Origin of the sequence: Allobosea sp., from assembly GCF_035999205.1 — a bacterium.
Taxonomy (GTDB): Bacteria; Pseudomonadota; Alphaproteobacteria; order Rhizobiales; family Beijerinckiaceae; genus Allobosea.
This window is the reverse complement of sequence record NZ_DASYHA010000025.1, coordinates 417,523-435,754: the sequence shown is the minus strand read 5'-3', so window position 1 is coordinate 435,754 and position 18,232 is coordinate 417,523. Positions and strand designations below refer to the sequence as shown.

The 18,232-nt window shown below is 66.3% G+C and carries 18 protein-coding genes; 3 read left to right on the top strand and 15 right to left on the bottom strand.

The features are described from left to right. Positions 1-3: 3 nt before the first annotated feature. From VGN82_RS17505 to solA, 3 genes are read right to left on the bottom strand one after another with little or no spacing between them, the layout of a single operon-like run. Complete coding sequence (locus VGN82_RS17505) at positions 4-1,194, bottom strand: multidrug effflux MFS transporter (protein WP_327528315.1); 1,191 nt, start codon at positions 1,192-1,194, stop codon at positions 4-6. Then, positions 1,191-2,093 (bottom strand): DMT family transporter, encoded by a 903-nt coding sequence (locus VGN82_RS17500; protein ID WP_327528314.1) that lies wholly within the window; start codon positions 2,091-2,093, stop codon positions 1,191-1,193. The genes VGN82_RS17505 and VGN82_RS17500 overlap by 4 nt, the downstream gene beginning before the upstream one ends. Positions 2,094-2,127: 34 nt before the next feature. Continuing rightward, positions 2,128-3,267 (bottom strand): N-methyl-L-tryptophan oxidase, encoded by a 1,140-nt coding sequence (gene solA, locus VGN82_RS17495; protein WP_327528313.1) that lies wholly within the window; start codon positions 3,265-3,267, stop codon positions 2,128-2,130. Between the two features lie 283 nt (positions 3,268-3,550). On the opposite strand from solA, the gene VGN82_RS17490 reads away from it, so the two are divergent. Then, positions 3,551-5,245 carry a methyl-accepting chemotaxis protein gene (locus VGN82_RS17490; RefSeq protein ID WP_327528312.1) on the top strand — a complete coding sequence of 565 codons (1,695 nt, stop codon included), beginning with the start codon at positions 3,551-3,553 and terminating at the stop codon, positions 5,243-5,245. A 13-nt stretch (positions 5,246-5,258) separates the two neighbouring features. On the opposite strand, the gene VGN82_RS17485 is transcribed toward VGN82_RS17490, so the two are convergent. The 4 genes from VGN82_RS17485 to moaA form a co-directional block, all read right to left on the bottom strand. After that, a complete protein-coding gene (locus VGN82_RS17485) occupies positions 5,259-6,023 on the bottom strand; it encodes a hypothetical protein (protein ID WP_327528311.1) in 765 nt (254 codons plus the stop codon). Positions 6,024-6,062: 39 nt separating this feature from the next. Then, positions 6,063-7,523, bottom strand: a complete 1,461-nt coding sequence (locus VGN82_RS17480; RefSeq protein ID WP_327528310.1) for a hypothetical protein — start codon at positions 7,521-7,523, stop codon at positions 6,063-6,065. Continuing rightward, positions 7,513-8,100, bottom strand: coding sequence for a hypothetical protein (locus VGN82_RS17475; RefSeq protein WP_327528309.1), 588 nt, complete (start codon positions 8,098-8,100; stop codon positions 7,513-7,515). The genes VGN82_RS17480 and VGN82_RS17475 overlap by 11 nt, the downstream gene beginning before the upstream one ends. 127 nt (positions 8,101-8,227) lie before the next feature. Beyond that, a complete protein-coding gene (moaA, locus tag VGN82_RS17470) occupies positions 8,228-9,241 on the bottom strand; it encodes a GTP 3',8-cyclase MoaA (protein ID WP_327529171.1) in 1,014 nt (337 codons plus the stop codon). A 205-nt stretch (positions 9,242-9,446) separates the two neighbouring features. Between moaA and VGN82_RS17465 the strand changes: the two genes are divergently transcribed. Continuing rightward, positions 9,447-9,815: a gamma-butyrobetaine hydroxylase family protein gene (locus VGN82_RS17465; protein ID WP_327528308.1), complete on the top strand. Its 369-nt coding sequence runs from the start codon at positions 9,447-9,449 to the stop codon at positions 9,813-9,815. A gap of 26 nt (positions 9,816-9,841) precedes the next feature. Here the strand turns inward: VGN82_RS17465 and VGN82_RS17460 are convergent, their stop codons facing one another. Then, entirely contained in the window at positions 9,842-10,246 is a 405-nt protein-coding gene (locus tag VGN82_RS17460) for an AtzH-like domain-containing protein (protein ID WP_327528307.1), read from the bottom strand. Continuing rightward, on the bottom strand, positions 10,243-11,421 hold the full coding sequence (locus VGN82_RS17455; protein WP_327528306.1) for an amidase: 1,179 nt from the start codon (positions 11,419-11,421) through the stop codon (positions 10,243-10,245). The genes VGN82_RS17460 and VGN82_RS17455 overlap by 4 nt, the downstream gene beginning before the upstream one ends. A 182-nt stretch (positions 11,422-11,603) precedes the next feature. Between VGN82_RS17455 and VGN82_RS17450 the strand changes: the two genes are divergently transcribed. Then, positions 11,604-13,115 (top strand): argininosuccinate lyase, encoded by a 1,512-nt coding sequence (locus VGN82_RS17450; protein ID WP_327528305.1) that lies wholly within the window; start codon positions 11,604-11,606, stop codon positions 13,113-13,115. Positions 13,116-13,208: 93 nt separating this feature from the next. Here the strand turns inward: VGN82_RS17450 and VGN82_RS17445 are convergent, their stop codons facing one another. From VGN82_RS17445 to cyoB, 6 genes are all read right to left on the bottom strand, one after another. Further along, complete coding sequence (locus VGN82_RS17445) at positions 13,209-13,787, bottom strand: L,D-transpeptidase (RefSeq protein ID WP_327528304.1); 579 nt, start codon at positions 13,785-13,787, stop codon at positions 13,209-13,211. A 245-nt stretch (positions 13,788-14,032) separates the two neighbouring features. Then, positions 14,033-14,284 carry a hypothetical protein gene (locus VGN82_RS17440; RefSeq protein ID WP_327528303.1) on the bottom strand — a complete coding sequence of 84 codons (252 nt, stop codon included), beginning with the start codon at positions 14,282-14,284 and terminating at the stop codon, positions 14,033-14,035. 141 nt (positions 14,285-14,425) lie between these two features. Next, positions 14,426-15,211, bottom strand: a complete 786-nt coding sequence (locus VGN82_RS17435) for an SURF1 family protein (protein ID WP_414644315.1) — start codon at positions 15,209-15,211, stop codon at positions 14,426-14,428. Next, positions 15,208-15,606: a cytochrome o ubiquinol oxidase subunit IV gene (gene cyoD / locus VGN82_RS17430; protein ID WP_327528302.1), complete on the bottom strand. Its 399-nt coding sequence runs from the start codon at positions 15,604-15,606 to the stop codon at positions 15,208-15,210. The genes VGN82_RS17435 and cyoD overlap by 4 nt, the downstream gene beginning before the upstream one ends. Further along, positions 15,603-16,235: a cytochrome o ubiquinol oxidase subunit III gene (gene cyoC / locus VGN82_RS17425; RefSeq protein WP_327528301.1), complete on the bottom strand. Its 633-nt coding sequence runs from the start codon at positions 16,233-16,235 to the stop codon at positions 15,603-15,605. The genes cyoD and cyoC overlap by 4 nt, the downstream gene beginning before the upstream one ends. Positions 16,236-16,240: 5 nt before the next feature. After that, the gene (gene cyoB / locus VGN82_RS17420; protein ID WP_327529169.1) at positions 16,241-18,220 is read right to left on the bottom strand and encodes a cytochrome o ubiquinol oxidase subunit I; all 1,980 of its coding nucleotides are present in this window, start codon (positions 18,218-18,220) and stop codon (positions 16,241-16,243) included. Between the last annotated feature and the right edge of the window lie 12 nt (positions 18,221-18,232).

Below are 18,232 nucleotides of genomic sequence, written 5' to 3'. Positions count from 1 at the left end.
CTTTCAGCGGTCCGGCGACGCGTCGCGCCGGCCGAGATGGATCGCGATCAGGCCGGCTGCAGTGAGGAGCCACATCAGCACCACCAGCGAAGGCGGCCAGACCGTGACCAGCCAGCTGATCAGGATCGTCATCAGCGCACTGAGCCCAAGCTGGATCGCCCCCATCAGCCCGGCGGCGGAACCCGCGAGTTCGGGCCGGGCCGAAAGTCCTTCGGCCGTTGAGCCGGGAATGGTCATGCCGTTGCCGAGTGCGTTGAGCGCCAGCGGCAGGAACAGCATCAGCGGCGACCAGTCCGTGCGCAACGCCAGCGGCACGGCGATCGTCATCGCGATCGAGGAGATGACGAGCCCGATATGGACCATGCGCGGGGCGCCGATCCTGACGACGAGCCGCGCCATCGCGAAATTGCCGAGCATGTAGCCCAGCGCGTTCAGGATGAAGTAAGTGCCGTAGACGTCGCTGCCGCGCCCCATCGTCTCGACGACGATGTAGGGCGCCGCGGCGATGAAGGCGAAGAAGGCCGACGAACTGGTCGAAACCGCGACGACGTTGAGCACGAAGATGCGGTTCCTCGCGAGCTCGGGGAAGGCACGGAAAATCCCCAGCAGGGGCGTGCGCTGGCCGAGATTGGCGGCCGTTTCGGGCAGGCGCAGCAGCGTCAGCAGCAGGACGATGCTGCCGGTGACGGTCATGAACCAGAGGATCATCCGCCAGCCGAAAGCGGTTTCGATCTGCCCGCCGAGCCAGGGCGCGACCATCGGCGCCACGACCATGACCATGGTCACGGTCGCGATCTGGCTCGCGGCCTGGTCGCGGGTGGCGGTATCGCGGATGATCGCGCGGGACAGCGAGAACACCGAGCCCGAACCCGCACCCTGCAGCACCCGCGCCAGCAGGAGCACCTCGATCGACGGCGCGACCGCACCGAGCAGCGAGCCGACGACGAACAGGGCAATGCCGGCGATGACGCAGGGCCGTCGGCCGAAACGGTCGGAGAGCGGGCCGCTGACCAGCTGCGTCAGCGCCACCGCCACCAGAAACAGCGTCAGGGTCAGCTGGATCGTGGCGTAGCTCGCGCTGAAATGGCGCGACAGGTTCGGCGCGGCCGGGGCCACCAGATTGAGCGCGAGCGGCTGCAGCGCCGACATCGCGACCAGCACTACAAGGGTCGGTTTCAAGCCGATGCCGGTCATGTCGGTGGGCGGTCCGCAATCTTGAGCTTGGACTCCGGCAGAACACGTTGGCGATGCATGGTGTAGAGCCCGCTCCCGACGATCAGCGCGATGCCGAAGAAGGCGATCGAGTCGGGCACCTGTCCCCAGACGAGATAGCCCATGATGACGGCGAGAATAACGACCGAGTAGCGATAGCCCGAGACGACGCCGACATCGGTGTTGCGATAGGCGCTGATGATGCAGATGCTTCCTGCCGTCATCAACGCTGCCGCAGCCGCCACATACAGCGTCTCGCGCTGCCAGATTGGCTGCCAGACTTCGAGCAGCCCGTAGCCGCAGGCGACGAGGCCCACGATCGCGGTCGTCATCAGGGCGACGACGGTCGACGGAATCTCGTTGCCGATCCGTCGGGTCATCAGGTCGCGGCAGGCGGCAAGGCAGGCGCTTGCGAGCGCGACGAGCGCGGCGAAATTGAAGGATTCTGCTCCGGGCCTCAGCACGACCAGGACACCGCAGAAGCCGACGAGGACCGCTACGGTGCGGCGCCAACCGACGCGTTCGATGCGCAGAGCCACGGCGAGCGCCACGATGATGATCGGCGAGGCCAGAAGGATTGCGGTGACATCGGCTAGTGGCAGCTCGGCCAGCGCCCAGATGAAGGTCAGTGTCACTCCGGCGTCGACCAGCCCGCGCAGCAGGACGACTGGCTTCATCGCCAGCCGCAGCTTGGGCCCGTCCCGCAGTGCGAGGACGAGCCCCAGCGAGGCCAGCAGCGCGAAGGCCGTCCGCAAGGTGATCGCCTGGCCGACCGGGTAGACTTCGCGAGCCAGCTTCATCAGGGTGTCGTTGCAGACGAACAGCACCATGGCGGCGAGCATGGCGACGATGCCGCGGCGGTTCTGTTCGGGGCTGGCCACGGCGTCGTCCGGTCCTTTTTGTGAAGGTCTTGGCTCAGGCCGCGAAGCGGTTGAGCGAGAAGGGCTTCAGGTCGAAGGCGGATTGGCCTGCCGTCGTGAGATCGGCCAGGATCTCGCCGATCGCGCTTGCGAATTTGAAGCCATGGCCGGAGCAGGCAGAGGCGAAGACCGCCTGCGGGACGCCGGGCACCGTGTCGATGATGAAATCCTCGTCCGGCGTCACGCTGTAGACGCAGCCCTTCAATGTCAGAGGATCGCCGGCCGCGTCGGGCAGGTAGCGCGCCAGGCAATCCCGGATCAGCGCCACCTGGCGCGGGCTCGGCGTGCGGTCGTCATCGCGTGGATCCATCGGCTCGCGGCCGAAATGCGGGCCTCCCAGCTTGATGCCCGGATGTTCGAAGAGCGGAAACCCGTAGAAGGTGCCTTCGTCGACCTCGAGGACGAAGACTGGGAACACGTCGGGCCGATAGAGCTCGGGCCGGCGCACGGTGAACCAGCCGATCGCCTGCCGGACGGTCGCGACCGTCTTGGCCAGCGCCGGGACGGCATCTGCGATCCAGCCGCCCGAGGTGATGACGAGCCGGCCGGCCGAGTAGGTGCCGCGCTCGGTGCGGACGACGACACCACCCTGTGCGGTCGGCGTCCAGTCGAGCAGCGGTTCGTTCGTGCGGATCTCGGCGCCGCGCGACTGCGCCAGCCCGACATGGGCATAGATGGCCCTTTCGGAGGCGACGAACCCGCCATCTGGCTGCCACAGCCCGATATGGCCGCCGGGCAGGCGGAAGCCCGGGAACCGTCGCGCCAGCTCCTTCGCGTCGAGCTGCTCGTGCACCAGCCCATGGTCGAGGCAGGACTGCAGGGAGGATTCGACCGGGCCGGCGCCGGCCGGAGCGAGGTCGAGGGAACCGGTGACATGGAGCAGCTTCAGCCCGGCCTCGTCTCCGGTCTGCTGCCACAATTCATGGGCGCGCCGGACGATCGGCACATAATGCGAGCCCTCGGCATAGGCGAGCCGGATGATCCGGGTGAGGCCATGGGAGGAGCCCATTGCATGGCCGAGATCGAAGCGCTCCAGACCGAGAACCTTGAGACCGCGCTTCGCCAGATGCCAGCACGCGGCCGACCCCATGGCGCCGACACCGGCGACGATGACGTCGTAGCTGTTGCTCGTCATGGCAGGCTCGCTGGGCAGGTCGGGATCGGGAGGCTGTGCAATCAGAGCTCGGGGAGTGCGGTCGTGCCGGAGCCATACAGGCGTGTCGTGTGTGGGTCTATGCTTGCGGGCGCTCGATCCGCCTGCTTCGGGCGCAGTCGTCAGTCTTTGTTAACAATGTCGAACCATAAGGAAGCTGGGTGACGTAACCTAACGGGATGGCCTGATGCACGGTGCGGTTCGACGCTGGCTGAGCAGTCGAAGCCGTAGCACTGCGGTCGAGGCCGCTACGGCGGCAAAGGCAGTGCCTGAGTTTGTCCCGCCCGCTGCGAAGGCGGAGGCTGGCGATGCCGCCGATCGCGAGGCGGTCACCGTGCTGGAACAGGATGTGGTGGCGGCGATGCGCCGTCTCACTGCCGATCTCGCCAGCGCCGAACAGTTCTCCACCGAATCCGAGACGCGCTCGGGCGCGATCCATCAGAGCGTCGTCGGGATGCGCGCCGCGACTGCGACCGCGAGCACGAACTCGGTGGCCTTGGTCACGGCCTCGCAGCAGCTCTCTGACGCCGCCGAGCAGATCGGCTGCTCGATGAGCCACGCGCGGGATCGCCTGGATGCCGCCGCGATCCGGGCCGGCGAGGCGACCGAGATGATGACGGGCCTCGCCGTTGCCACGGCCGAGATTCGCGGCATCGTCGACTCGATCGCCGAGATCGCGCGCCAGACCAATCTGCTCGCGTTGAACGCCTCCATCGAGGCCGCTCGTGCCGGCGAGACCGGACGTGGCTTCGGTGTCGTCGCGCAGGAGGTCAAGGTGCTCTCCGTCGAGGTGCGCGAGGCGGTCGAGCACATCCGCAACCGGGTCGACCGCCTGACGCAGGCGGCGCATGGCTCGGCTGCCATCGTCACCGACGCCCTCCAGATGGTCCGCGAGGTCAATCCGGTCATTGCCGCCATCGGCAACGCCTCGCAGGAGCAGGCGGCCGCGACGGCGGAGCTCTCGCGCAATGCCGGTGAGACGGCACGCTTCGTCGAGACGGTGGTGCAGCACGTCGACGAGATCGACCGGGTGGCGCTGTCGGCTGCGACCGAAAGCGCCAATGCCCGCAGGGCGACGACCATGGGCGCCAGCCACGCAGGTGGAATGCTCCGCCGCTTCATCCCGACGCTGCGGCATTCCTCCTTTGCCGACCGTCGGCAACATGACCGCTTTCCGGTCGAGTATCGCGCCAAGGTGCAGTTCGACACCGTCGAATTCGCCAGCCGCACCATCGATCTCGGCCGTGGCGGCGCTCTCTTGGCCCATCCCGACGGGCACGTGCTCGTGCCGGGTGTCTATGGCATGATCGAGATTGCCGATCTGCCGCCGATGCCCTGCCGCATGGCGATGATCAGCGACATCGGCCTGCACTTGGTCTTCGACCGTCACGCCGTTACCGATGCGCGACAGCTCGACGAACTGATCGAGACGATCGAGAGCTCCTACCGCCCGTTGACCGACAGGGCTCAGGCCTTTGCCACCGAGGTCGCCGGCTTGATGACGGACGCCCTTGACGATGGTCGCGCGAACGAGACCCAATTGTTCGATATCGACTACGTCGCGCTGCCCGACACCGACCCGCAGCAATATAGCAACCGTGCATTGCCGGTGCTCGAGGAACTCCTGCCGCCCGTGCTGGCGCGGATGCTCGCAAGTGACCCGCGCCTCCTCTTCACGGTCGCGATCGATCGCAACGGCTTCATTCCCGTTCACAATCAGGCCTATTCGCTGCCGCAACGCAGCGGAGACCCGACCTGGAACGCGGCCCATTCGCGCAACCGGCGCATCTTCGATGACAGCGCCGGCATTGCGGCTGCCCGCTCGGTGCGGCCTTTCCTCGTCCAGTCCTATCGTCGCGACATGGGCGGCGGCGTCACCGAAACGGTCCGCGAGGTCGATGCGCCACTGAGGATCAGGGGGCGCCATTGGGGCGGCGTTCGCATGGCCTACCGGATGTAGCCGAGGGCGACCGCTAGAGCCTCTCCCAGGCGAACGGGATGTTCAGCCCGCGTAGCGTCTGCTGCCAGAGCGAACCGGCCTGCTCGAGGCGCTGCGGATCATAAACGCCCTGGACCTGGTGGACCTGCAATTGCCAGGTGCTGGCGCCTGAGTCCCTCCAGACCTTGCCGACGAGCCGCTTGAGGCGTTCCGGATCGCGCGCCGCCGCATTGCTGCCGAAGACGGAGAACTGGTTGGAGTTCTGCAGCATGTCCGAGACCAGGACGAGGGCCTTCTCGCCGTCTCGCACACGTGTTTCGGGGCGCGAGACGACGTCGCCCACCGCTTCCACGATCGGCGACAGATTGCCCTTGGCCGGCTGCGTCAGGACGGCCAAGGCATCATCCAGCGGTCGGCCGAACTTCTCGACCCAGCGGACATAGTCGCGGCGCGGATTGCCGATCAGTTCGCTCGCCGTCCGCCCCGGATTGCATAGCGAGAGCAGCGGCGGGAAGCCGGGTTCGAATACGTCGTTGAAGACATAGATCGACAGCATCCGGTCGGGCGGCAGCTCGTCGCCGATCTTCTTGACGAGCCGCTTCAGGCGCCCGGCCTGGACCTCGCTCCAGGGATCGCTCTTGTCCACCAGCACGAGCGTATGGCCGACAGCGCCGGTCTTCAGGCAGAGCGACTCGGCGTCGCGCGGCGGCCCCTTGAGCAGCGTGGGCGCGGCGAAGAAGCCGACCAGCGCGACGCCTGCCAGGATGGAGGCGACGATCGCCCAGCTTTCGCTCTTCATGTCGTGCTCTTCATTCGGTCGCCAAATCGCATACGCCGCCTACCGCTTCATTGCGGCGAATTCCGCGTTGATCTGCTTGCGCGCCGCCTCGTCCTGCTCGAAGGCGTCGCGGCCGGCCTCTGCCGCCCGTGCCTTCAACCGCTCGATCTCGCCGGCCAGGTCGAGGCCGCGCACCAGCGCCAGCCGGTCCCGCAGCTTGGCTTCGACGAGGGCTGGCATATTCGCCAGCTGCCGCTCGAAATCGGCGATCAGGGTCCGGACGGCGCGATACTCGGTCAGCTCGGCGGGCTGGTCGATCTCGGGGACATTGAGCGATTGCGAGAAATAGGCGGGCGGCAGATCCGTCCGCACGCGCAGATTGGCCTCGCGATACTGCATCAGCGCGGCGTCCTTGGCAGAGCGCAACTGCGCCAAGCGTGCTCCATAGAGCTCCCGTGCCTGGTCCGCATCGGCTTTCGTGGCCTGCAGCCTGGCGAGTTCGCGGGCGCAGTCCTCCTTGAAACCGTCGATGCCGGAGCGGATCGCTTCCAGCTCTGGCAGCAGCTCGGTGTCGAGCCTGCGGCGTTCCTCCTCGACGGCGTTCCAGCGTTGCCGCCAGCGCTTGTAGGCGTTGCCATGGCCGGGATAGGTGCCGAACGCAGAATACCCCTTCACGGCGGCGGCGAAGGCGACGATGCAGCCGATCAGGACCAGTGCCGCCGACTTCAGCTCGGTGATCGCGAGCGGGCTCTCAAGCATGCGCGGCAGCACCTGCAGCGAGCGCGCATCGGGCGTGGCGATCAGCATCTCGCGGTAGTGTCCGACGGCGAGGTTGAACATCACGATCAGGATGATCAGCGCGACATAGACGGGCAGGGCCCAGAACAGGTGCGAGGCGCGCACATGCTGGCAGTAGCGCGCCGGCCACAGGCCGACGAGGAAACCGAGCGCGATATTGAGGGCAGAGATGATCACCGCCGTCGCCGCCCCGCCGACGAGGCCGAACTCGCTCGCTTCCGCGAAGAAATTGCCGTTGAGCAGGCTCTCGATCGCCAGCGGGACGATCAGGAACAGCAGGATGAACTGCCATTTGTCGATCTTGGGGTCGGCGGTGCGGCGATGGGTGTAGTTAAAGAACTCGTACTCGCGCTTGGCCTTGAGCGCGTCGTAGACGCGCTGCTCCAGCTCGCCGCCATGCCGGTTCAGCAAAGCCCGCATCGACGCCTCGATCGAGCGGACGCGGCCCTCATAGCGCTCCTGCGTAAAGATCTCGCGCCGGCCGGCGATCTCGGCGTGCAGGCCGTTCAGCGCGGCGGCGGCTTCCTGTCGGATCCCCCCGAACAATTCCATCACGCGCGCCAGCAGGGTCATCTCGGTCTGCGAGGGCAAAGTCGATTGCGGCGGCGGGTTGTTGTCGAGCGCATCGCTGGCGCCATAGTGCCCGGCCTGCACCGTTTCGGCGAGGTGATGGGCCGTGATCGGCGGAAGTGTGCCGTTCGTGGAGCCGCCTTCACGCGCCATCGGCGGACCTCGCCAGGAAATGCCGTGCATCGACGACATCGACGTGGAAATCCCGGAAGCCGCCCCGCGCGGGCCTGCGATAGGTCCGCTGGAACCAGCCGGTCATGGCCAGCAACAGGGCCGCGACACCGAGTGCGAACCAACCCTCGTTCGTCAGGTCGGTGGCGATTGGAAGGGAGCTGATCGCTGCCGCGGCCGCGAGCAGCGTGGCGATTGCCAGCAGCACACCGATGCGATGACGACCGAAATCATGAGCCAGTTGCAGCACGGCTTCGATGCCCGCGATCGTCGTGAAGGCGCATAGCTCGAGCACGGCCAGCGCCGTGACGCCCGCGGCGATCCCGGCGCCGATGCCACTGGGGGATGTCGGCGCCAGGGTTGTGAACACCGTGCGCGCCGACAGGCCGGCCAGAAGCAGGCAGGCAAGTGCCAGCAGGGCGAGAAGCAGCGAGGGGAGCTTCACGCGTGGCCAGAGCTTCACGGCCATGACCGTCAGCCGAGCGATCTGGGTCGCGAGCACGAAGCGCCAGACGACGTAGGCGATCGACCTGAGCCGAGGAAGAATGCCTCTGATCATCGAACGCCCGCAACCGCCACCATCAACGAAGCGTTAATGCTTTGGCGAGGCTCGTCAAGGGATGGGCGCTGCCGCCGCACAGCTCTCCCCAACCGCCGGGTGGTGCCGCGATGCGGCAGCGCCAACCTCAACCGCCGGTGACGCTCATATGGCGGCCGACGGCCGGCTTGCTGCCGCGCCGGTCGATGACGAAGTCATGGCCCTTCGGCTTGCGCGAGATTGCTTCTTCCATGGCGCGATGCAGGGCAGCGTCATCGGCGGAGGCTCGGATCGGCGCGCGCAGATCGGCGGCATCCTCCTGGCCGAGGCACATGTAGAGCGTGCCGGTGCAGGTCAGCCGCACACGGTTGCAGCTCTCGCAGAAATTATGCGTCATCGGCGTGATGAAGCCGACGAGGCCGCCAGTCTCCTTCACCCGGACGTATCGGGCCGGTCCACCGGTCCGATACGGGTCCTCGACGAGGTTGTACTTGTCCATCAGCCGCGCCCGGACGACCGAGAGCGGCAGGAACTGGTCGATGCGCCCGGGCTCGATCTCGCCGAGCGGCATCACCTCGATCAGCGTCAGGTCCATGCCGAGCCCGTGCGACCAGGTCATCAGGCTCTCGATCTCGTCCTCGTTGACACCCTTGAGCGCCACCGCATTGATCTTGACGCGCAGGCCCGCCTTCCGAGCCGCTTCGATGCCGCCGAGGACCTTGCCGAGATCGCCCCAGCGCGTGATCTTGCGGAACTTCTCGGCGTCGAGCGTGTCGAGCGAGACATTGATGCGGCGCACCCCGTAATCGGCGAGCTCCTGCGCATAGCGGTCCAGCAGCGAGCCGTTGGTCGTCACCGTGAGTTCGTCGAGGGCGCCCGAGACGAGGTGGCGCGAAAGCGAGCGGAACAGGCTCATGACGTCGCGTCGGACCAGCGGCTCGCCGCCGGTGAGGCGCAGCTTGCGCGTGCCCCGCGCGACGAAGGCCGAGGCGACGCGGTCGATCTCCTCGAGCGTCAGCAGGTCGCGCTTCGGCAGGAAGCTCATGTCCTCGGACATGCAGTAGACGCACCGGAAGTCGCAGCGATCCGTGACCGAGATGCGCAGATAGGAGATGTCGCGGCCGAACGGATCGGTCAGCACCGGCCGGGCCAGCGGCGCGATCGCCGGTCCGCTCGCCTCGGGCGGCCCGAATGTCTCACTGTTGAGAGTCTCGAGAAGCACGGCCTGAATCCGCCCCGTCACTGGCGCCAGCCCTCTGCCGCGCTGTGCGGGAAGGCGGCATTGCTTTGAGGCCAAGACATTGTCATTGCTGCGGCCAAGGTCAAGCGCAGCCATTGTCGCGGGCCATCATCCGAGTATGCAAGCCATGTCATCCTGGCCGACCGAAATCCGCCTTTCGAAGGACCGCCGAACCCTCCACATCGCCTTCGACGACGGGGCAAGCTATGCGCTTGCAGCCGAATTGCTGCGGGTCGAGAGCCCCTCCGCCGAGGTGCAGGGCCACGGCCCGACGCAGAAGAAGACCATTCCCGGCAAGGCCGAGGTCGAAATCCTAAAGGTCGAGCCCGTCGGACACTATGCCGTGAAGCTGACCTTCGACGACATGCACGACACCGGCATCTTCGGCTGGGACTATCTGCGCGATCTCGGCGAGACCGGCGCGGCCAAGATGCAGGCTTATCTCGACGCGCTGGCGGCGCAGGGCCTGTCGCGGGAGCCGCGCCGCAGAGGTTGAGGGGGCGCCGGGGGCCCCCGCTGACTTCAATAAAGCCGCAGGCCGTCCATGGTCGAGACATGGGCCGCGATCACCTTCCAGCCGAGATCGGGGAAGCGCACCCAGTTCTGGCTCTGCCGGCCGATCAGGTCGCGACCGCGCACCTTGAACTCGAGATTCACGGTCGCGATGTCTCGCCCGAGCGTCAGGATCTCCAGCCGGATTCGCTTCTCCTTGATGCCCGGTCCCGGCGGGCGTGCGACGCGGTGCGCATGGATCGCGTCGAAGCCGTAGCCGTTCTCGTGCAGCGCATAGCGGATCGTGTAGGGGCTGTTCCAGAAGGTCGCGTCGAGCACATCGACGTTCTTGTCGATCAGTGCCTGCTCGTAGGCCTCGAACAGCGCTGACACTTCGGCGACGATTTCGGGCAGGTTGGGCGTCAGGTCGGTCACGCAGCTTTCTCCATGGCTTGGGCGACGGCGATGAGCGCGGCATCCGTGCCGCGACCGCCGATGATCGAGAGCCCGACCGGTGCACCGTCCACCTTCGCGCCGGGCAGACTCACCTGCGGCGAACCGGTGAGGCCGCCCTGCGCGCAGAGGCAGTTGATGCGGTCCCGCAGGGGAGTGAGCACCGGCTGGGGAAGGCCGCGCTTCGGTGCCGGGAAGGGCGTGGTCGGCAGGCACAGGATCGTGCCGGCCGGCAGGAGATGGCGCAGTCGCGCGCGCGCCTCCTGTCTCATCAGCGTGGCCCAGGTCCTGTCCGCCTCCGGCATGCGCGCGCCGTTGATCAGACCGGCGACGACGCTGAACGCCATGCGCGGGTTGGCGCTTTCGACCCAGGGCTGGAAGGTCTGCCAGGCCTCGACCGGCTGCAGCGTGCGCTGGGCCCGCGACCAGACCGAAAGCCCTTGCGGCGCCATGATCTCGTCGCGCACGTCGCCGACGATACGAGAGAGCCGTTCGACCATCGGCTTCAACGCTTCGGCCACCTCGGGATCGGCGAAGCCGAAGGCGTCGACGGCGATGAGGAGCCGCGTCGGCAACGCTCCGGGAGCCTCGCCGAGCATCACCGACGAGACCCTGGCGAAGGTCTCCGCATCCCGGGCGAACCAGCCTGTGGTGTCGGAGGAGGGTGCCTGCGGCAGCATGCCGGTCACATCGATGCGGCCATGGGTGGGGCGGATGCCGTAGAGACCGCAGAAGCTCGACGGAACCCGGACCGAGCCGCCCGTATCGGTGCCGAGCGCAGTATCGCAGAGGCCCGCCGCAACCGCCGCCGCCGACCCGGAGGACGAGCCACCGGGCACGCGATCCGGAGCTGCCGTGTTGATCGGCGTGCCGTCGAACGGATTTTCACCGAGGATGCCGAGCGAGACCTCGTCGGTGATGGTCTTGCCGACCAGTTCGGCCCCCGCATCGAGCAGGGTCTGGACCGCGAAGGCATGGCGTTCCGGGATGGGGTTGAATGTTGCCCAGTCATGGTTGCCGCCGCCGGTGGGCACACCCGCGACGTCGAACAGGTCCTTGGCTGCGAAGCTCAGCCCGGACAGCGGGCCACCCGCTCGACCGGCGATACGAACCCGCGGCCCGGGCACAAAGGCATTCACGACATCATCCAGGCTCATTCTCGGCAGTCCGTCCGCAGGAATCCACTGGGTTCAGGATGGCAGTCCGTGGGCGATCTGTCGCCGCCAGCCGGAGCATGGAGCGCATGGCTCTGCCGCACGACCGGAACCGTGTCGCCGCCCGCAGCTTGTGGGCACGGAGCCGGAATGCACTACTGGTGCCACAAGCCAAGGAGGAAATGATGCAGCTAGCAAGGACGCTCTCGAAGGCCTTGATCGCGGGAACGCTGATCGCGGGGCCTGCCAGCGCGCAGACGACACCAAAGCAGGACGAATTCTACTGGATCGGCCAGATCAACAAGGCGAGTACTGTCATCAACAGCGAGGAGGGCCTGCTCGATCCGGCGCTGGCGCCGCGGATCGCGGCCGGTCTCGACAGCATGCTCAAGGCGGCGGAGAAGCCCGGCGCGAAGCGCCCGACGCTCGTCATCACCTTCGAGCCGCTGCTGATCGAGGCGGCCGGCGTCGAGGCGACCTTGCTCCATGCGGGGCGCTCCAGCCAGGACATGCTAGCGACCGTGCGGGCCGCCATCATGCGCGATGGACTCCTGCGGTTGGCCGGGCAGTTGCGCAAGCTGAACGCGACCATGGTCGCGCTCGCCGAAAAGCATGCCGGCACCATCGTGCCGAACTACACCAACGGTGTCGCCGCTCAGCCCAACAGCTATGGCCATTATCTGCTCGGCCATGTCGCCGGCCTGGAGCGCGATCTCCAGCGTCTGCAGGAGGCCTATGCCCGGCTCGACCGTTCGCCGATGGGGACAACGGTGCTGAACGGCACGAGCTGGCCGCTGAACCGCGACCGCATGGCGACCTATCTGGGCTTCGCCGGCAAGGTCGACAACGCCTATGACGCCGCCCAGATCACAGCCACCGAGATGCCCGTCGAGATCGGCGCTCTCACGACCGGCATTGCTCTGCACGCCGGCGCCTTCATCGAGGACGTCATGACCCAGTATGCGCAGGCGCGCCCCTGGATCCTGTTGGCCGAAGGTGACGGCAACACCTATGTCTCCAGCGCCATGCCGCAGAAGCGCAATCCGGGGCTGCTGAACAGCACGCGCAGCCAGGCATCGCAGGTGATCGGGCTCGGCATGGCTCGCATCCTCCAGGCGCACAACATTCCGCCCGGCATGAGCGACGCCAAGAGCGTGCGCGACAATGCAGCCGTGATCGCGGAGACGGGCGCCATGCTCGAGGGCTGGAACAAGATTCTCTCTGCCCTGGTGATCGATCCCGACCGGGCGCTCGAGGAGCTGAACAGCGACTGGACCGCGTCCCAGGAACTCGCTGACGTTCTGATGGCCAAGTACAAGCTGCCCTTCCGTGTCGGGCATCATTTCGCGTCCGAGATCGTTGATTACGCGAAGACGAACAACATTCGGCCGACCGATTTTCCCTATGCCGAGGCTCAGCGCATCTATCGGCACACCCTCGCAGAGATGAAGGTCACTGGCGGCGATTTGCCGATGAGCGAGGCCGAGTTCCGTGCCACGCTCGATCCGGTCGCCATCATCCGCAATCGCGCTACCGTCGGCGGCCCGCAGCCCGCCGAAATGGCGCGGATGCTCACCGAGGCGAAGCAGACCCTCGCGCGGCAGGATGAGTGGATCAAGCAGCGGCGCGAGCGCATCGACAGCTCGATCGCATCGCTCGACCGCGATTTCGCCAAGGTCCTGGCGCGCGCCAAGTAAGGCCGGCACCAAGCAGTCCGACGCCATGCGATCAGCCAAAGAAAAAGGCCGGCGTTTCCGCCGGCCTCGTTCAAACCCGCAGTGCCGCTCTGCTCAGCGGGCGACGACGACGCGGGTGCCGACCTTCACGCGCTCGTAGAGGTCGATCACGTCCTCGTTCAGCATGCGGATGCAGCCGGAGGACACGGCCTGGCCGATCGTCTCCGGCTCGTTGGAGCCATGGATGCGATAGAGGGTCGAGCCGAGATAGAGCGCGCGGGCGCCCATCGGGTTCTCCGGGCCGCCCGGCATGAAGCGCGGCAGGTCCGGGCGGCGCTTCAGCATCTGGGCCGGCGGGGTCCAGGTCGGCCATTCCTGCTTGCGGGTGATCGTCTGCGCGCCGGCCCAATCGAAGCCGGGGCGTCCGACGCCGACGCCGTAGCGCATCGCCTTGCCGTCCGGCATCACCAGATACAGGCGGCGCTCGCTCGTGTTGATGACGATCGTGCCGGGATTGTACTTGCCGCTGAAGGAAACGATCTCGCGCGGGATCGCCGTCGCCTGGGCCTTGGAGGGATCCTCATAGGTGAACAGTGGCTGCCGCGTCAGCGGGTCAATCTCTGCCTTGGCGGAGGAGGCAATGGCGAGCAGACCAAGGCCGGAAAGGGCGGCCATGCGGAAAAAGCGGTTCATTGAGACCTCGGACGGACAGCGATGGGGGCGCAGGACATGAAGTGGACCAGAAAAGGTCAACATCTCCTCAATTTCCTGTCAGAATCACTTTGTACGTGCAACGCGGTCGCCATCACATCGGTGCGAGCGAACCGGCTTTGGCGAGCTCCGTTGCGCGCCTGCAACATAGCTCATCCAGTCCACATTTGACAGCTTGTAAGGACGACGCGAATCGCCTGTGGGGTCGATCGTGATCCCGCCTCGGACTACGCGTCGAGATCGGCAATGCCGAGGGTCTGGAGCAGCTCCTTGCGGCTCATGCAGCTCACGTCGTAGGTCACTGCCCGACCCTTGAATTCCGGCTTCCGGCCGAATTCGCTGGTCATCGTGTCCGTGATCGCGTCGATGCGCGCCTCACAGGCCTCGATGCTGGTGAAGCCCACGTCGGCGACGCGCGCGGATGTGCATTTGGGCTCGCCCGCCACGCAGGCGAGAATGACCATGGTGAAGGCGTCCATCACCGTCCTTCCGGCTTTTCGATCCTCCCCCGAGCCACAGGAATTAGAGCAAGATCGGGGCCAAGCAGCTAGTGCTTGTGTCTCGCACACCGCTCCGTTCCGGAGCTGCGTGGCTTTCCGGACACATCTCAGAGTGCTGCATCAGCTCTTGTTCGCCGGTTGCTTCGCCTGGATCCGGGGCGCCAGGGCTTGCCGCAGCTGGTACTCACGGCGGAGCACATAAAGAGTTGCTCCCGCGAGCATCAGCGCCAGCGCGAACCAGGTGAGCGCATAGACCAGGTGGTTGTTCGCGAAGCGCAGCACGGTCAGCCCGCCCACGGGGAATCCGCCGGGATTGGGGGTGGCGTCGGCATCGACGAAGTAGGGGGCTGCGCCGCTCAGTCCGCGCGCCTGCGCGATTGCCGCGACATCGCGCGAATGCCAGCGATCCTCGCCGGGAGCGTTGCTGCGCAGGAAGCCGCCGCCGGGCTCGCTCAGGCGCAGAAGACCGGTGACGGCGACCCTTCCCGCAGGCAGCCCCGCTTCTCGGCTGCTCCTCTCCCGTCGCTCCGGCGGGACGAAGCCGCGATTGACGAGAACGACCAAACCCGTCTCGCTCGCGAGCGGAGTCAGTACCCAGAAGCCGGCGCCCAGCTCGGTGACCGCCTGTACCAGCGTTTCACGGTCGTGCAGGAAGTGCCCCGTCAGCATGACGCGCGCATACTCGTCCTGCGCGATCGCAGGCCAGCGCGCCGGGCCGGGAGCGGGCACGGGCGCGGCATGCGCGCGCTCTTGCACCCGTGCGATCAGAGCGAGCTTCCAGCCGAGGCGCTGGAGTTGCCAGGCGCCGAGCCCTGCCAGTCCGGCCACGCCGAGGAGTGCGATCAATGTGGCAATGGCGAGCGCGGGCAGGGACCGCGGCGCGCGCGCCGCGGCAGGTTCGCTCACGGCATCTTCTTCATGTCGTGGACGGGCATCATGTTGGTGTTGAGGTGGTACATCACCCACAGCGAGCCCGCGAGCGCGATCACCACCAGGATGATGGTGAAGACCAGCGCCAGCAGGCTCCAGCCGCCCTCGGAGCGGCCGTTCATGTGCAGGAAGTAGATCATGTGGACGACGATCTGGACGACCGCGAAGCCCATGATCGCGAAGCCCGTGAGCTGATCGCTGCCGAGGGCGCCGCTCATCACCAGCCAGAACGGGATCGCGGTCAGGATGACCGAGAGCACGAAGCCGATCACGTAGCCCTTGAAGGAGCCATGGGCGTGGTCGTCATGGCCATGGTCGTCATGACCGTGACCTTGGCCGGCATGATGGTGGGCATGGGTTTCGGCGCTCATCGCAGCATCCCCATCAGATAGACGAAGGTGAAGACGCCGATCCAGATGACGTCGAGGAAGTGCCAGAACATCGAGAGGCACATCAGCCGGCGGCGATTGGCGGTGATCAGCCCACGCCTGGCCACCTGCACCATCAGCGTGAACAGCCAGATCGTGCCGAAGGTGACGTGCAGCCCATGCGTGCCCACCAGCGTGAAGAAGGCGGAGAGGAAGGCGCTGCGCTGCGGCGTCGCGCCGATGCTGATCAGATGATGGAACTCGTAGAGCTCGATGCTGAGGAAGGCGAGGCCGAACATCGCCGTCACCGCAAGCCAGGTCTGCGTCGCCGCGACCCGGCCCTGCGCCATGGTCAGCATCGCGAAGCCATAGGTGATCGAGGAAAACAGCAGCATCGCCGTGTTGAGCGCGACGAGCGGCAGGTCGAACAGATCCTTTGGCCCGGGGCCCGCGGCATAATTGGTACCGAGCACGCCGTAGATCGCGAACAGGATCGCGAAGATGAGCGTGTCGCTCATCAGGTAGATCCAGAAGCCCAGCGGCGTGCTGTGGCCTTCCGGATGGGGATGCTCGTCCTTCAGATAGAAGACGGGCGCCTCGCCGGGCTGCGTGGCAGTGATGGTGCTCGCCATGGCGTTCAGGCCCCCGATCCGGCGAGCAGGCGCGTGCGCTCGCCTTCCGTGCGGACGACCTCGTCGGCCGGGATGTAGAAGTCGCGGTGGTAGTTGAAGCTGTGCCAGATCGCCGTGACGATGATCGCGGCGAAGCTCAGCGCTGCCAGCCACCAGATGTGCCAGATCAGCCCGAAGCCGAGCGCCGTCGAGAAGCCGGCGAGGACGATGCCGGTCGCCGTGTTCTTCGGCATATGGATCGGCTTGAAGCCCTCGAGCGGGCGCACATGGCCGCGCCGCTTCATATCGGTCCAGGCGTCGTTGTCGTGGACGACCGGGGTGAAGGCGAAGTTGTAGGCCGGCGGCGGCGACGAGGTCGCCCATTCCAGCGTGCGCCCGTCCCATGGATCGCCGGTCGTGTCGCGCAACTCGTCCCGCTTCCAGATGCTGTAGGCGATCTGGGCCAGGAAGGCGACGATGCCGAGCAGGATCAGGAACGCGCCGAAGCCGGCGATCAGGAACCAGATCTGCAGCGACGGGTCGTCGAAGACGCGCAGGCGCCGGGTCACCCCCATCAGGCCGAGGACATAGAGCGGCATGAAGGCGAACCAGAAGCCGATCACCCAGAACCAGAACGAGAACTTGCCGAGCAGCGGGTGCAGCCGGAAGCCGAAGGCCTTCGGGAACCAGTAGATCATTCCGGCGAAGAGCCCGTAGAGCACGCCGCCGATGATGACGTTGTGGAAATGCGCCACCAGGAACAGGCTGTTGTGCAGTACGAAGTCGGCTGGCGGCACCGCGAGCAGCACGCCGGTCATGCCGCCGATGACGAAGGTCAGCATGAAGGCGACGGTCCACATCATCGGCGCCTCGAAGCGGATGCGGCCGCGATACATCGTGAACAGCCAGTTGAAGATCTTCGCACCGGTCGGGATCGAGATGATCATCGTCGTGATCCCGAAGAAGGAGTTCACGCTCGCGCCCGAGCCCATCGTGAAGAAGTGGTGCAGCCATACGAGGTAAGACAGGATCGTGATGACGACCGTGGCGTAGACCATCGAGGTGTAGCCGAAGAGCCGCTTGCCGCAGAAGGTCGCAGTCACCTCCGAGAAGATGCCGAAGGCCGGGAGGATCAGGATGTAGACCTCCGGATGGCCCCAGATCCAGATCAGGTTCACGTACATCATCGGGTTGCCGCCGAAGTCGTTCGTGAAGAAGTTCGTGCCGACATAGCGGTCGAGCGAGAGCAGCGCGAGAACGGCGGTCAGCACCGGGAATGTCGCCACGATCAGCACGTTGGTGCACAGCGATGTCCAGGTGAAGACCGGCATCTTCATCAGGGTCATACCCGGCGCCCGCATCTTCACGATCGTGCAGACCAGGTTGATGCCGGACAGCGTCGTGCCGACGCCCGCTACCTGCAGCGCCCAGATGTAGTAGTCGACCCCGACATCTGGACTGTAGGCGATCCCCGACAGCGGCGGGTAGGCGAGCCAGCCGGTGCGCGCGAATTCGCCGACGAAGAGCGACATCATCACCAGCACGGCGCCGGCCGTGGTCATCCAGAAGCTGAAATTGTTGAGGAAGGGGAAGGAGACGTCACGGGCGCCGATCTGCAGCGGCATGATGTAGTTCATCAGCCCCGTCACCAGCGGCATGGCGACGAAGAAAATCATGATCACGCCATGCGCGGTGAAGATCTGGTCGTAGTGATGGGCGTTGAGGTAGCCCTCGGAGCCGTTGAACGCCATCGCCTGCTGCAGCCGCATCATCACCGCGTCGGCGAAGCCGCGCAGCAGCATGATCAGCCCGAGCACCATGTACATGATGCCGATCTTCTTGTGATCGACCGAGGTGAACCACTCGCGCCAGAGATAGCCCCAGAGCTTGAAGTAGGTGATCGCGCCGACGACGGCGATGCCGCCGAGCGCGACGACGACGAATGTCGCCAGCACGATCGGCTCGTGGACCGGAAAGGACTCCAGCGTAAGCCGGCCGAAGATCATCGAAGTGGGTGC